At 64.8% G+C, this 14,827-nt stretch carries 12 protein-coding genes and 1 pseudogene (1 of these 13 running past the window's edge); 10 read left to right on the forward strand and 3 right to left on the reverse strand.

Translation table 11 applies throughout. The annotated features are described in order from the left end of the window. Window positions 1-767 (reverse strand): annotated as a pseudogene (locus E6K76_08630) (site-specific DNA-methyltransferase); it reaches 217 nt to the left of the window's first position. A gap of 205 nt (window positions 768-972) precedes the next feature. Between E6K76_08630 and lexA the strand changes: the two are divergent. The 9 genes from lexA (at window position 973) to E6K76_08675 (ending at window position 10,076) form a co-directional block, all read left to right on the forward strand. Further along, complete coding sequence (gene lexA / locus E6K76_08635) at window positions 973-1,641, forward strand: transcriptional repressor LexA (GenBank protein ID TMQ58168.1); 669 nt, start codon at window positions 973-975, stop codon at window positions 1,639-1,641. Beyond that, window positions 1,641-1,937: a hypothetical protein gene (locus tag E6K76_08640; protein ID TMQ58130.1), complete on the forward strand. Its 297-nt coding sequence runs from the start codon at window positions 1,641-1,643 to the stop codon at window positions 1,935-1,937. The genes lexA and E6K76_08640 overlap by 1 nt, the downstream gene beginning before the upstream one ends. A gap of 6 nt (window positions 1,938-1,943) precedes the next feature. Then, a complete protein-coding gene (gene dinB / locus E6K76_08645) occupies window positions 1,944-3,140 on the forward strand; it encodes a DNA polymerase IV (protein TMQ58131.1) in 1,197 nt (398 codons plus the stop codon). A gap of 37 nt (window positions 3,141-3,177) precedes the next feature. After that, complete coding sequence (locus E6K76_08650; GenBank protein ID TMQ58132.1) at window positions 3,178-4,074, forward strand: DUF72 domain-containing protein; 897 nt, start codon at window positions 3,178-3,180, stop codon at window positions 4,072-4,074. An 86-nt stretch (window positions 4,075-4,160) separates the two neighbouring features. Next, complete coding sequence (locus E6K76_08655; protein ID TMQ58133.1) at window positions 4,161-5,396, forward strand: hypothetical protein; 1,236 nt, start codon at window positions 4,161-4,163, stop codon at window positions 5,394-5,396. After that, a complete protein-coding gene (locus tag E6K76_08660) occupies window positions 5,393-7,852 on the forward strand; it encodes a DEAD/DEAH box helicase (GenBank protein TMQ58134.1) in 2,460 nt (819 codons plus the stop codon). Before E6K76_08655 ends, E6K76_08660 begins: the two co-directional genes overlap by 4 nt. Next, the gene (locus tag E6K76_08665; protein ID TMQ58135.1) at window positions 7,849-8,796 is read left to right on the forward strand and encodes a hypothetical protein; all 948 of its coding nucleotides are present in this window, start codon (window positions 7,849-7,851) and stop codon (window positions 8,794-8,796) included. Before E6K76_08660 ends, E6K76_08665 begins: the two co-directional genes overlap by 4 nt. Then, complete coding sequence (locus E6K76_08670) at window positions 8,793-9,347, forward strand: class I SAM-dependent methyltransferase (GenBank protein TMQ58136.1); 555 nt, start codon at window positions 8,793-8,795, stop codon at window positions 9,345-9,347. The genes E6K76_08665 and E6K76_08670 overlap by 4 nt, the downstream gene beginning before the upstream one ends. A gap of 234 nt (window positions 9,348-9,581) precedes the next feature. Further along, complete coding sequence (locus E6K76_08675) at window positions 9,582-10,076, forward strand: VOC family protein (protein ID TMQ58137.1); 495 nt, start codon at window positions 9,582-9,584, stop codon at window positions 10,074-10,076. Between the two features lie 545 nt (window positions 10,077-10,621). Here E6K76_08675 and E6K76_08680 read toward each other — a convergent pair. Both E6K76_08680 and E6K76_08685 read right to left on the reverse strand, forming a co-directional pair. Beyond that, complete coding sequence (locus E6K76_08680; GenBank protein TMQ58138.1) at window positions 10,622-12,679, reverse strand: APC family permease; 2,058 nt, start codon at window positions 12,677-12,679, stop codon at window positions 10,622-10,624. Window positions 12,680-12,822: 143 nt separating this feature from the next. Continuing rightward, entirely contained in the window at window positions 12,823-13,026 is a 204-nt protein-coding gene (locus E6K76_08685) for a cold-shock protein (protein ID TMQ58139.1), read from the reverse strand. 434 nt (window positions 13,027-13,460) lie between these two features. On the opposite strand from E6K76_08685, the gene E6K76_08690 reads away from it, so the two are divergent. Next, complete coding sequence (locus E6K76_08690) at window positions 13,461-14,825, forward strand: DUF4139 domain-containing protein (protein ID TMQ58140.1); 1,365 nt, start codon at window positions 13,461-13,463, stop codon at window positions 14,823-14,825. Window positions 14,826-14,827: the final 2 nt, after the last annotated feature.

A 14,827-nucleotide genomic window follows, 5' to 3' on the forward strand; every position in this document is an offset into this window, starting at 1 on the left:
CGTATCAGACGCGCCGCCAATTCGACCGGATAGGGTGCAGGATGCCCATTCTTGGTGGATGCGCCGCGAATATCGCTCCAGAAGGAGCGGAACCAACTTGTCATCTCATCCTTGGTCAGCATTGAAAGCGCCTTCTGAATTGGGCGGACCGATCGATACTTCTCGCCCTTCCGCATGAAAAGGATGTGTTCCACGTCGTTCTTCACAATCGCGCCGGGCTGATAGGGTTTCCCATAGAACCCGGTGCCGTTCCCCTGGGCTTCCGTCGCCCCGTTCGCAATCTTGAGCCACATGATTGGGGTGAGGCAGTCCAATCCATGTCTGCGCGCGCGTACCTGTATGTCCGAATGCAGGGGCATGACATAGTGCCGCCCCCCTGACTTCCGTGGAACGCACACGTCTCCCACCACACAGCAGATTCGACCGCCGGGAACAAGCACGCGTTTACACTCGGACCACACCCTGTCGAGTTGCGTCAGAAAATCCTCATAGCTCTCAATGGCGCCCATCTGGTTTCGAGAGGGCAAGTATTCCTTCAAAGTCCAGTAGGGTGGAGAAGTCACGACGAGCTGGACCGATTCGTCTTTCAACCAGGAAAGATCTCGAGCATCAGCGATTCGGAGTGCGTGGTGCGTTTTGTCGAATGGCGCAGGCCAAGGACGGGTTCGATAATGTCGGTTGGCCTCTAGAAGCGCTCTCAACCCCCCGGGAGTATTGTCAGCTCCGTCGATCTCAAAGTGATGGCGAATACTCGGGCTGGCTTCCATGCGAGTGTTGTCTCCTAATCCGGGGTTTTAGGGGGGCCGACTGAGCGGCAGTATGCTTGCCGCATCGGTCGCGGGCAACAGGTCTCCCCAAATGCCTCTCTTGACAACTGCACAAATGTGCACTATACTAGGGGTCATGGTCAAGCCCAATTCGCCTAAGACGTCGCGAGGTGCCAGGAGACGCAAGCTCAAGCGATTCCCAGACATCGAACCCGTTGACCGCGAACAGGCGATCCTAGATATGATTGCGGGGTCGCTCCGCGAGCAGGGCCGGCCGCCGACGATCCGTGAAATCGGGGAGGCCTTCGGGATTGCCTCGACGAACGGTGTGCGGTACTACCTGGACCGCCTCGAGAAGGCGGGGAAAATCCGCCGCGACCGATGGACCTCGCGGGGGATCGAGATCCAGCACATTCCCGCGAGCGCCCCCGCGTCGGTTCGCGCGATCCCAGAACGGGCTTCCGAACATATCACCACCACCCGCAACGCCATCGAAATCCCCCTGCTGGGCCGCGTGGCCGCCGGCGCGCCGATTCTCGCCGAGGAGAACATTGAGGACGTGCTCATCGTAGACGGCGCGTTCGTGCGGCCCGGCAAGCATTTCGCCCTGCGCGTCAAGGGGGACAGCATGAAGAACGCGGGGATCCTGGACGGCGACGTCGTCATCGTGCACCACGAGGCGCCGCTCCGCTCCGGCGAGATCGCGGTGGCGGTGATCGGCGACGAGGCGACCGTGAAACGCTACTTCCCGCGCCGCGACAAGGTCCTCCTCATTCCTGAGAACGAAGCATACGAGCCGATCGAGGTGCGCCCGTCCGATCCGGACTTCCGGCTCGCGGGCAAGGTGGTGGGGGTGTTCCGGAGGCTTGGCTGATGGTCCATGCGCACTCATTCCCTAAGGCGAGCGACGGCTACTTCATGATCGAATCGATCCACGACCCCATCGAAGTCATCACGATGTTCGGAAACGGCCGGATGCGCCCCATCCGATTCCGCTGGAAGAACAAGATCGTGAAGGTGGCGAAGGTGACGGGTGACTGGGTCCGCCACGAGGGGCAGAACAAGATCCATTACTTCGCGCTCATGGCGGACAACTCGGATTACTACGAGGTCTGCTACAACGCAAAGGACATGACCTGGCAGCTCACCCGCGTCTGGATGGAAGGGTGACACAGCGTGCGGGTCGTCCTGCACCTCGACATGGATTCGTTTTTCGCCTCGGTGGAGGAGAAGCTGAACCCACGCCTCAAGGGGAAGCCGATCCTCGTGGGGGGCACCGAGCGGCGCGGCGTCGTGGCCTCGGCGAACTACGCGGCGCGCCCCTTCGGAATCCGCGCGGGAATGCCCATAGCGGAGGCGAAGAGGCTCTGCCCGCACGCGGTCTTCGTCGAGGGTAATCCGCAGAAGTACGTCCACACCTCATTACAAGTCCTCGACGCATTGAAGAGCTTCACGCCAGCGGTCGAGCCGTTCAGCATCGACGAGGCGTTTCTCGACCTCACGCAGGTGCCTTATGCGGGGAAGCCAGGCGCCGAAGAGCGCGATCCGGCCGCAATCCTCGACTCCGCGATCCCGGTCGCCCACGCGATTCAGCGCGCTGTGATGCGCCGCGTGGGGCTCACCGCCACGATCGGCATCGCACCGAACAAATACGTCGCGAAGATGGCGAGCGGGGTGCAGAAGCCTCGCGGGCTCACGGTGCTGACCCTCGAGCGCTACCGGATACGCTTCTGGGATCGAGGCGTCGAGGAGCTGTGGGGAATCGGAGAGAAGACGCGCGTCGCGCTCTCGAAGCTCGGCATCCGCACGATCGGGCAGCTCGCGAAGTTCCCGCGCGAGTTTCTCACGTATCACTTCGGGCTGAACGGCGAGAACATGCAGGAGGCAGCGCTCGGCCGCGACGAGAACCCGGTCGTCCCGTACTACGACGGCATCCCGGTAAAATCGATGGGGCACGAGATCACGCTGCCGTCGGACATATCCGACAAGGACGCGCTCTTAGCACAGCTCCTCCGCCTGAGCGACATGGTGGGGCGGAGGCTCCGCGCGGACCACTACTTAGGAAGGATCGTCTCGGTGAAGATCCGCGATTCGAAATTCCGCACCACAATCCGCCAGCGCGCGCTCCCCGAGGTCATCGACGACGAGCACGAGATCTTCCACACGGCGTCACTATTGCTCGACGAGCACTGGGACGGACGACCGCTGCGATTGATCGGAGTCTCGATGTCGGGGCTGGTCAACGCGGCAGGGCACTACCAGCACAGCCTGTTCGGTGAGGACGAGCATCGCAGGAAGATGCTCGAGGCGGTGGATTCGCTCCGGGACAAATTCGGCGAGAGTTCATTAGTGAAAGCTGGGGTGTTGCGGTGACACGCGCGGGGGCGGGCTGTTCGGTGGGTGTGGCGCGATGATCCTCCTGGGCACTTCCGGCTACTCCTTTCCCGACTGGGGCGGCGTCTTCTATCCGCCTGGGCTCGACCGCTCCAAGATGCTCGACTACTACGTTCGGCAGTTCAAGACGGTCGAGGTCAACTCGACGTATTACCGGATCCCGCCGCCCTCGACGTTCGCCGCGATGGAACGGAAGACGCCCGCCGATTTCGAGTTCGTCGTGAAGGTGCACCACGACATGACCCACGCCCAGACGCGCGACCCCGAGGCGTACGCGGCGTTCCACGCCGCCCTGGAGCCCCTGCGCCGCGCGCGCAAGCTGAGCGGCGTGCTCGCGCAGTTCCCGCAGGCGTTCCACCGCTCGGAGGACAACGAGAGGTTTCTACTCGAGCTTCAGGGGCGGATGGAGGGCGTCCCGCTCTTCGTCGAGTTCCGGCACAACTCGTGGATGAAGGAGGACCTGTTCCAATTCCTCGAGCGCGAGAGCCTCGGTTACGTGAGCGTGGACGAGCCCGATCTCCCGGGCCTCCTGCCGCGGGTCGCGCGCGCGACCGGGCCGCTCGCATACGTGCGGTTCCATGGACGGAACAAGAAGAGCTGGTACGACGGTGCGCCGCGCGGGGAGGATGAAGGCCAGGGGCGCAAAGGGGCGCCTCGAGAACGCGAAGGCCCGGGCGTCAAAGCGCCGCCCCGCGAGCGCGACCGACGTCTCCTCCGCTACGACTACCTCTATTCCGAGGCGGAGCTCAAGGAATGGGCGGACAAGATTCGCGCGCTGAACCAGAAGACCGAGAAGACCTTCGTCTTCTTCAACAATTGCCATGCCGGCCAGGCCGCCACGAGCGCGAAGCTGATGCGAAAGCTCCTCGACATGCCCGAGCCGAGCCTCACGGAGCAGACGGGGTTCCTGTGATCGTGGCGCTACCCTGCCGCACTTTGAGCTATCTCCCGCCGAGCCGCCTCCCCTCTACGCGACCTTCCCCGCGAGTACATGTTCCGATGCGCGAATACACGTTGACCCATCTGAGTGACGCGGTTCTTCTTCGCGACCTGGCCGCGCTGGTCGCTCGAGATCGCCTCACCACGGCTACGCTCCTGGCCCACATCGCCGAAGTGGACGCCCGCCGGCTGTACGTTCCGGCCAGCTACCCGTCCATGCATGCCTATTGTGTTGACGAGCTGCACCTGTCCGAGGACGCAGCTTCGAAACGCATCCACGCCGCGCGAGCGGCCCGGCGATTCCCGGTGCTTTTCACGGCCCTAGCCGAAGGTCGCCTTCATCTGGCAGCGGTCTGCCTCCTCGCACCCCACCTCACTCCAGAGAATGTCGACGAGCTGATCGAGATAGCGACGCACCGGCGCAAGTCGGAGATCGAAGAGCTGCTTGCGGGCCGCTTTCCGCTTTCGGGATTGCAGCTTTCGGAATTGCCCGCGAAAATTCGGCCAATTGCCACAATGACTTACGAGCAACAACATGCCCCAGGGCATGTTGAACGTGATGTTTCGACGCCGATCGCAACACCCGATGAACATGCCGTGGGGCATGTTGGTCATCCGACACCGCCTCCTTTAGCCCAGCTTCCTTCCGCTGATCGATTCTTAGTTCAGCTCACGATCCCGAAGAGCACCCATGACAAGCTTCGCCACGCCCAAGCCTTGCTCAGCCATGCAATTCCCAACGGGGACATGGCTCAGGTGCTCGACCGGGCGCTCGATGCTCTAATTCATAAGCTCGAGAGACAGAAGATAGGGGTCGCTTGCCGTCCGCGACGACAGCACGACAATGTTCACCCCGACCCCAAGGTCAGGAATCATTACGTCCCCGCACACGTTCGCCGCGCTGTTTGGGAGCGGGATCAGGGTCAATGCACCTTCGTGAGCAAGAGGGGAGGCCGCTGCAAGGCACGTAGATTTCTTGAATTCGATCATATTGACCCGGTGGCGCGCGGGGGAAAGGCGATCGTCGATCGCATGCGCCTGCGATGTCGCGCACATAACCAGTACGAAGCCGAGCGGGTGTTCGGCGCCGGGTTCATGGCCAGGAAGCGGCTAGAGGGGCGCCGACCCGTGGCCGACCAACACTCCCGAGACGTCCTGGCCGGCCTACGCAGCCTCGGATGTCCCGTCAACGAAGCGCGTCGCGCCGTTGAGATCTCCGAAGCTCATCATGGAGCAACCCTGGAGGAGCGCATGCGGCTCGCACTAAAATTTCTTCGCCGAACGGGATCGCCATGATCCGGAACGTCCCCGGTCCCGGCTCCGGGAACCCTGGGTTCCCGCAGCTTTTCGCGGACGAGCCGCGCGTGGCCGCTTCCAGCGTCGAGACAGTGGAAGAGTTCCACAAGATGCTCCTGTCGCTACAGGACGGGAACGACCAGCGCGAGAACATGCGCGGCCGTGGCGGCGCCCCACACGGCCGTGGCGCCCCGGAGCTGGTTCACGCTGAATCGCTGCCCGCGCGGCCGGCGCGCTACGGGGACCTTGCCGAGCCGCTCCCTCGTACCCTCGCGCACGTCCTCGACGCGCAGGGGATCTCCCGCCTCTATTCGCACCAGGCCGAGGCGATCGATCTCGCCCGCGCGGGGAAGCACCTCGTGGTCGCGACCGGCACCGCCTCGGGGAAGTCGCTCGCGTACCATATCCCGGTCCTGGAACGCCTCCTCCTCGAGCCGCACGCCACCGCGCTCTATCTCTTCCCAACGAAAGCGCTCGCGCAGGATCAGCTCCGCGGGCTCAACCGATTCGCCGAGGCGTCCTACGACCTCGCCCGCGTGCTCGCGACCGGCACCTACGACGGCGACACGCCTGGCTCCGCGCGGCGGAAGCTCCGCGAGACCGGAAACGCGATCCTCACGAATCCAGACATGCTCCACCAGGGGATCCTGCCCTATCACGCGCGCTGGGGGCGCTTCTTCTCGAATCTGCGCTACGTCGTCGTCGACGAGGTGCACACCTATCGGGGCATCTTTGGCTCGCACGTGGCGAACGTGCTCCGCAGGCTGCGCCGAATCGCGCGGCACTACGACGCCGAGCCGCAATTCCTTCTTTCCTCGGCGACGCTCCGCAATCCGCAGGAGCTGGCTGAGCTTCTCGTGGGGGACGAGGTTGCCTTGGTGGACCAGGACGGCTCTCCGCGCGGGCCCAAGCTCTTCGCGTTCTGGAATCCGCGCCAGTATGGCCTCGATTCGCCCGAGCGGCGCAGCGCCTCCGTCGACGCCGAGCGGATCCTGGTCGCGCTCTTGAAGCGCGGCGTGCAGTCGATCGTGTTCACCAAGGCGCGCGTCGTGGCCGAGCTGATCTACCGCTACGCGCGCGAGCGTCTCGAACGCGAAGAACGCGGGCTCGCGGATCTCCTTAGCCCGTATCGCGGAGGCTACCTCCCCGAAGAGAGGCGCGCGATCGAGCGGCGGCTTTTCGAGGGTGAGCTGCGTGGGGTCATTTCGACCAACGCCCTCGAGCTGGGGATCGACGTGGGCACGCTCGACGCCTCGATCCTCGTCGGCTTCCCGAACACGATCGCGAGCACGTGGCAACAGGCGGGACGCGCGGGTCGGAAGCAGGCGCCCTCGCTCGCGGTGGTGGTCGCGTACGAGGATCCGGTCGACCAGTACCTCATGCGGCATCCGAACTATTTCTTCGGCCAGTCCGTGGAGAGCGCGGTGCTGGACCCCGAGAATCCCTACGTCCTCGCCTCGCAGCTCTCGTGTGCGGCCTACGAGCTGCCGCTGAGCGAAGAGGACGAAGCGATCTTCGGAAGTCGCGCGCCGGCGATCGCCTCCATCCTCGAGGAGGAGGGCTCATTCAAATCGCTCGACGGGCTCCGCTACTGGTCCTCGGCCGAATACCCGGCGGGCAGCGTGAACCTGCGCACGATTTCCGACGACACCTTCACGATCCTCGACCAGACGCGGGAGAACGCGGTGCTCGGCACCGTGGATTCGATCAGCGCGCCGGAGCTTCTCTATCCCGAGGCGATCTACCTCCACGAGGGGGACACCTACTTCGTTCGCGATCTGGACCTGCGTCAAAAGGTCGCCTACGTGGAGCCGCGCGAGGTGGACTACTACACCCAGCCCGTGCTCGACACGCACCTGAAGCTCGAGGAGACGCGAGAGTCGAAGCGGTTCGGGGAGGAGGCGATCGGGTTGGGCCCGGCGGAGGTTTCGTGGCAGACCGTCGCGATGAAGAAGATCCGCTTCCGGAGTCTCGACGCGATCGGCTATCACCCGCTCGATCTGCCGCGGCAGAAGCTGGACACCATGGCGCTCTGGATCCAACCGAGCGAGGGGACTCGGAATAAGGTCCGGACCGCGGGGATGAACCCTCGCGAGGGCATGTCGGGGCTTCGGAACCTCCTCATCACGATCCTTCCGCTCCACGTCATGTGCGATCGCCCCGACATCGGCGGCATTTTGGAAAGCGCGAATCTGGGGGAGGCGACGATCTTCATGTACGACCGCTATCCGGGCGGGCTCGGCTACGCGGAGCGCGGGTATGCGATCGTGGGGGAGCTTCTGGGCGCGGCGCTTCGGCTGGTCGAGGACTGCCCGTGCGAGCTGGGCTGTCCCTCTTGCGTGGGGCTGCCGATATTGCGCCCGGCGCAGCAGCAGGATCCCGACCTCTACGGCGGCTGGCCGATCCCGAGCAAGGCGGCGACGGTGGCCCTGCTCAGGCGGATGCTCGGGCGATGATCTCTCCGGCGGTGCGACAGCGGATCGGGGAGTTCCTGCGGCGCGAGCCGCGCACGGAGGTGAGGTTTCCACGCCCCGAGCCCCGCATCGTTCCAACCTCGATCGAGGAGATCCTCCCCGGCGGGATCCTCATCGGACGCGAAGGCCCGTGCTTCGTGCACGAGCGGCTCTACACCGAGCTAAACGAGCGCCCCATGCCGCTCCTCAGGCGATTCGAGCAGATAGGGAGGCCGGATCTGGCGGAGGTCGAAGATGGCGCGTACTGGGAGCCTGTCGACGGTCCGGATGGCTCACCCGCCCCCCATCGCGAGCCCCGCACGCTTCCCGAAGCCGTCGCGGCCCTCGATCCCCCGGAGCGCGGCCTCTTCCGAAAGTTCGGACACAGGCGCATGCTCTTCCTCGATATCGAGACGTGCGGGCTCCAACCGGCGCCGGTTTTCCTCGTCGGGTTCTGCCACATCGGAGACCGCAATCTCGTCCTGCGCCAGCTCTTCGCGCGCGATTACGCGGAGGAGCGCTCGCTAATCGTGGAGGTGGAGCGGATCGTCGGAGAACACGACTTCCTCATCACGTATAACGGAAAGACCTTCGACATTCCCTTCCTGCGCAACCGAGCCGTGCATCACCGCCTGGGCTTCGAGGCCCGGATCCCGCACCTCGACCTGCTCTGGATGGTGAGGCGCCGCTGGCGCGACCGTCTTCCCGATTGCAAGCTCCGGACGCTCGAGTGGCGCGTGCTTCGCCGGCTTCGCGCGGGGGACATCGACGGCGCGGAGATTCCGGGCGTTTATCACGAGTACGTGAAGCACGGCCAGCCGCACCGGCTGATTCCCGTCTTCCACCACAACCTGCTCGACCTGGTCGCGATGGCGGAGCTACTGCCGAGGCTCTTCGAGCCGGAGACCTTCGCGAGGGATTACGCGGGGGTCAGCCAAAGTTCATGAACACGCGCGATGCAGTGTCGCTGATTCGTGAGGCGATCCCCCGCTGCAGGGGCGCCTGGGCCGACCTCGGTGCGGGCGACGGGACGTTTACGCGGGCGCTCGTCGACTTACTCGAGCCGAGCCGGGTCTATGCTGTCGATCGCGATGCGCGCTCGCTGTCGAAGCTGACGCGTTGGGCGAGGACGGAGGCGCCGGGCGTGATCCCGGTGTTGGCCGATTTCTCGGCTCCGTTCGATCTGCCCGGGTTCAATGGGCGCAAGCTCGACGGGATGCTTCTGGCAAACTCCCTCCACTTCGTCCGCGACCCGGGGCATGTGCTCGCTCGCCTCGTCACTTGGTTGCGGCCCGGCGGACGCGTCGTGCTCGTCGAATACGACCGCCGTCGGGCAAGCCGATGGGTCCCCTATCCCATCCCTGCCGCGGAGTGGCCCGCGCTTGCTGCCTCCGCCGGCCTTTCGCTGCCCGTAATCACCGCCTCGCGACCTTCCGCGTTCGGCGGGGACCTCTACGTGGCGGCGGCAAACCTGTCGGGGGATGAACAGGACGGCTGACGTGCCAAACAAAGCAGGGCACAGGACGGCGTCACTCAATCACCTGCTTTTCCCACGGCCCCCGCGGTCCCGATGGTCTCTCGCGGAGACGACTGTAGCCGGGCTGGCCGCCGCCGGTGGCTGCGAGGCGGTAGGGAGGCCCCCGATGTTGACCGTGGTTCACCCCAGGGCTAGCCTCAATGGAGGTGTTGCCGGGCCCCACCCGCTAGGGGCATGCACAAGGAGGAATGCACCATGAAAGCGATCAACCCCTGCCTGTGGTTCGATAGTCAAGCCGAGGAGGCGGCGCGTTTTTACACCTCTATTTTCAAGAAATCCAAGATTGGAACCATTACCCGCTATGGAGAGTCAGCATCGAAAGCCGGCGGAAGGCCGAAGGGGTCGGTGATGACCGTAACGTTCCAGCTCGATGGCCAGGAGTTCATGGCCCTGAACGGCGGTCCCATCTTCAAATTCAGCGAGGCGATCTCGCTCATGCTGAACTGCGACACCCAGGAAGAGATCGACTATTTCTGGCAGAAGCTTTCCGAAGGTGGAGAGCAGAGGCCGTGCGGCTGGCTCAAGGACAAATACGGCCTCTCCTGGCAAATCGTCCCCGCAATCATGGGTGAATGGATGAAAGACAACACCCGATACGAGAGAGTGATGGATGCTCTTCTCAAAATGAAGAAGCTCGACATCAAGGTTCTGAAGCAAGCGTACGAGGGCGAAAAGGCCGGAGTTCGCTAGCGGTGTCGCTGTCGGATCGCTGACGGCGTCGAACCTTCGTCGCATGTTCGCCGACCGTCAGTGTCGGTCCGCCGACGCACACGCTCCGTCGCGCAAGCCTGTAAGTCCAATATTCCCCGCGAGTCGTGAGGGCACGGCGATTGCACAAGGCCCTTCTGTGCCGCGGCCGAAACGACCTCGCTTGCGTGACGAGCGCGCGGATCACGACCCGCTGGATGGGTAAGGCCGTGGACGGGGTGGTCGGGGGGAGGCGAGCGGCGCGGTGGAACCCGGCGCCGGTCGCTCCCAAGGGGGTGGTGGAGGGACCGCGCCCTTGTGGTGGGATGGACGTCCACGACGAGCCCAGGTTCATGCGGGACCATAGAGAGGGGAAGGGCCCGGCGCCCACATAGCACAGCTAGGCCGGGCCCTCCCTGTTTTCCGCCGCGCGGCCCCTCCCGGTCGCTCGCAGCGGCGCGCCGCGCCCGGCCGCACCGCTCCACGCCCGGCCGCGCCGCTCCGCACCCGGCAGTGCTGCTCCGCGCCGCGCCCGCCGTCGCGCTGCCCTAGTACACCCGCACCGGAAGAATCACCATCGGCAGGCCGTGGAACGCCAGCCGCCGCTGGAGCGCGGGGCAGGTCTGATTGTGGAGCCATCGGACGATGGCCCCTTCCTTCTGGAACACGAGCTGGCCGCCGAACGTGACGGACCGGGGGTAGTCCTTGCTCGCCTGGAGGCAGAGCGCCTCCAGCTCGTCGACGATGTCGGTGCCGATCGAGTAGCGATACTCGGCGGGCATCCCGAGCTTCCGCGCGAAGTCCACGTACTTTTGCAGCTCCGCCTCGGTGCTCTTCCGCAAGGCTTCGATTTCGTCCGCGCCTTTGAATTTTCCTGAATCGATCGCGCCCACCGACACGAAGACGATCTGCTTGAACTGATTCGGGAAGATGCGGAACTGGTTCAAGAGCGAGTGGATGCCCAGCCCGCCGAAGTTCGTCACCGTCAGGATCGCCGTCTGCGCGTTCCGCTGCATCGGGGCGGTGGTGGGCTCACCCCGGGGCAGCGGGACCGTGGTCAGCGTGTCGTCCAGCCGGTGCAGGCTCTGCGCGGTCCGGATGTAATGTCGGCGGATCGCAACGCAGCAAAGCGCGAGGATCGTCGTGACGAGCAGGGTGGCCCATCCACCCTCGCCGAACTTGAATGAGACCGTTCCAACCAGAAGAAGCCCGGTGACGACGAACCCGATGCCGCTCACCATGAGGGGCTGGCGCCACTGCTTTCCCTCGCGTCTCAAGTGCAAGGCGTCGCGAATCATTCCCAATTGAGCGAGCGAGAACGTCAGAAAGACGTTGATGCTGTAAAGCACGACGAGGACGTGCACGGCTCCGCCTGTGACGGCGAGCACCGTAGCCGCCGCGATCGCCATGAACATGACCCCGTTCGAGCTGACAAGCCGCTCGGAGAGGTTGGCGAATCGCGAGGGGACCCAGCGGTCGAGCGCCATGTAGACCAGCACGCGGGGCCCGCCGAGAAATCCGGTCTGGGCGGCGACGAAGAGCAGGGCGCCCGCCGAGAGCAGGACAACGGCGACCAGCGCGCTCCCGAGATGGCTTCCCGGTGGAAAGAGCTGCCCGGCCACGGCATACCACAGCACCGCGTTCAGAGTCTTTCCCGGCACCGGGCGGACCTGGTACAGCAGATATCCGACCAGGATCCCCCCGGCGATGAGAGCGAGCGAAAACGCCATGTACCGCATCGTCGCCTTCGCCGTCTCGACTTTCGGCTCCCGCAGCATCGGCACGCCGTTGCTCACCGCCTCGATGCCGGTATAGGTTCCGCCGCCCAGGGTGAAGGCCCGGAACAGCAGCATGAGGAGCGGGATCCACCCCGTCTCCTGCACCGCGCGGACGGATTGCTCTCGCAGATGATTCACCTCGATGGGGACCTGATGGAGATTCAGGACGACGGCGGCCAGGATTGCTCCCACGTGGCTCACGATGAATACCAAGAAGATGGGGGAGATGACCGCAACCGACTCGCGAACGCCGCGCAAGTTCAGCAGGGTGAGGCTCGCGAGCAGAAGAAACGTGAAAGGACCACGGAGCGGCTGCATCGCCGGCGGGAACAAGCTGAATATCGACTCCGAGCAGCTCGCGAGCGAGATCGCGATCGTGAGCACGTAATCGACGAGGAGCGCGGATCCCGACATGAGCCCCGCTCCGGGACCCAAGAGCTTCGTCGCGACGACGTATCCTCCGCCCCCCGCCGGGAAGCGCTCGATGATCCGCATGTAGCTCACCGCGATGACCACAACCGTGACCGCGGTGAGAATCGCGAGCGGGATCGCGAGGAACGTGTTTTCCCCCAAGGCCCGGAACGCGGCCTCAGGGCCGTAGGCCGAGGACGAGAGCCCGTCCGCGCCCAAGCCGACCCAGGCGAGAAACGCCGCGAGCGAGATCTTATGGAATAGGTGGGGGTCGGTGATCCGGCGCGCGGGGCCGACGACGATCTCGAACGCACGCTCGAGGAATCGCAACACGCCGGACACCTGGACCGGCCCTCCCTCCTCGGGAGGCAGCTCGGGGATGCTGGGGGTGGGTCCTTCCGGCGGGTGATCGGCCATGCAAGGCGTGGACTATATAATGAACGGCCCATCCCGGCCACAGCCGGAAAAATTTCGTAGTTGCCCCAGAGGCACGGCCAAAAATTTCGCCCCGGCGAGTGCGCCCGCCGGGGCGGCCCTTCTATCGGTACAATGGGACGGCCCTAGACCGTCGTCACGTTGGCTGCCTGTTTGCCTTTCGGGCCTTCGACGATCTCGAACTCCACCGCCTGACCCTCGGCGAGGGTCTTGAAGCCCTCTCCCTGGATGGCCGAGTAGTGTACGAACACGTCCTCGCCCCCCGGCTGCTGGATGAAGCCAAATCCCTTCGACTCGTTGAACCATTTCACGGTTCCGCGCTTGCGCATTGAATCTTCACCTCCTCCCGAGTATGGCTACCAAGTGGAGACACAAGCCGATGGGAGGCCCGATGCCGGCGGCGATTCGCCCGCGTGAGGCACTGCGGGTCGTAGGCGGGGCGCTCCCATCATTTGTCGTTTGATCCAGGAGATTGCTTCAGCGTATGGACACCGATCGATGCTTTGAACCTTGCCGCGTGCCAGCGCTGAAGCCGAGATTCCCGATGCGAGGCAACACCATTGCAGGTTTCCAAAGCGAGCCTTGATTGGCCGTTCTTGCCGGCCCCAGACACGCCGGTACCGTAGCTTCGCCGCGAAATCGTGTCAACGTAAACTTGGCCGCGCCGCGCGCGCGGGGATTCTTGACCGCGCCGCGGGAGCGCCGTAACGTGCGCCCCATACGAGAGAACTACCCCCAACCTTGTATCGCGCCCGGAGGTCGAATGACCGGATTCCGGCTCCCAGTTTCCACCCTGCTCGCGCTGTTCATCACGGTACTTCCCGCCGCGGCGCATGCGGCGGTGGCGCAGCGGGCGCCGGGTCGTGTGGAGCTCGTGATCTACAATAACGATCTGGCTCTCGTGCGCGAGCCGTATGTCTTGAAGCTCTCGCCGGGCCGGAACGACGTGACGCTCGAGGGGGTGCCTCGCCGCATCGATTCGACCTCGGTGCGCCTCGAGGGGGATGGCTTTCGAGTTCTCAGGCAGAGCTTCGACTACGATCTCTGGAACGGCGACCGCGTCTTCCGCCGCTTCCTCGGCGACTCGATCGTGTACCGGTACGCCAGCAGGGCGTACCACGGACGCCTCGTGGGAATCGAGGGGGACGACCTCTTCATCGAGCGCCGCGATTCGGTTGGGGTTCTCACGATGATCGACCGGCGGCAGATCAGCGAGCTCGAGTTTTCGTCACGCATGGGCCTGGCCACCCGCCCCTCGCTTCGCTGGCAGGTGGAGAGCGCGAAGGGAGGGACGGAGGCCGCGATCCTTTCCTATCTGACCTCCGGGATCGAGTGGAGCGGCGAGTACGCGGTGATCCTCGATCCGGGCGAGAAGGAAGTCGAGCTCTCAGGCTGGGCGTCGGTCGTGAACCGTACGGGGACGACCTACGAGGACGCGAAGGTGGCGCTCGTCGCGGGCGACCTGCATCGCGCGGGGGAGACCCCGGATCGCGGCCCCGCCTCGGAAGAGGCCCCCTCCGCGGCGCCGGCTCCCAAGGCCCAGGATCTCTTCGCGTACCACCTCTACCCGCTCCCGGGCTCGATGGATCTTCGCTACCTCGAGACGACCCAGATCCCGCTCGTCGGGCCGGTACGCGTCCCCGCGCGCCGGGCCTACGTCTACGACGCGGCGCGCGATGGATCGCGCGTTCGCGTGCGACTGGAGCTCGGGAACGAGAAAACCCAGGGGCTGGGGGTGCCGCTTCCGGCGGGACGCGTGCGCGTCTACCAGGCGGACCGCGGCGGGGCTCAGGCGCTCGTCGGCGAGGATGCGATCGGCCACACGGCGGCGGGAGAGAAGATCAAGATCCTGAGCGGCACGGCTTTTGATCTCGTGGGCGATCGGGCGCGCACGTCTCACTCCCGAATCTCACGCAGCGTGACCGAGGACGCATACAAGATCACCATTCGAAACCGCGGCGGGAAGCCCGCGACCGTCACGGTCATCGAGACCTTGTACGGAAACTGGGAGATCACCGCGAAATCCTCCGAGTACCGGAAGAAGGACGCCGATACGATCGAGTTCGATGTCCCGGTGGATGCCGGCCGGTCGGAGGCCATGACCTACACGGTTCGATTCAAGTACTAGAG

This window comes from Candidatus Eisenbacteria bacterium (genome assembly GCA_005893275.1).
In the GTDB taxonomy this organism is placed as follows: Bacteria; Eisenbacteria; RBG-16-71-46; order SZUA-252; family SZUA-252; genus WS-7.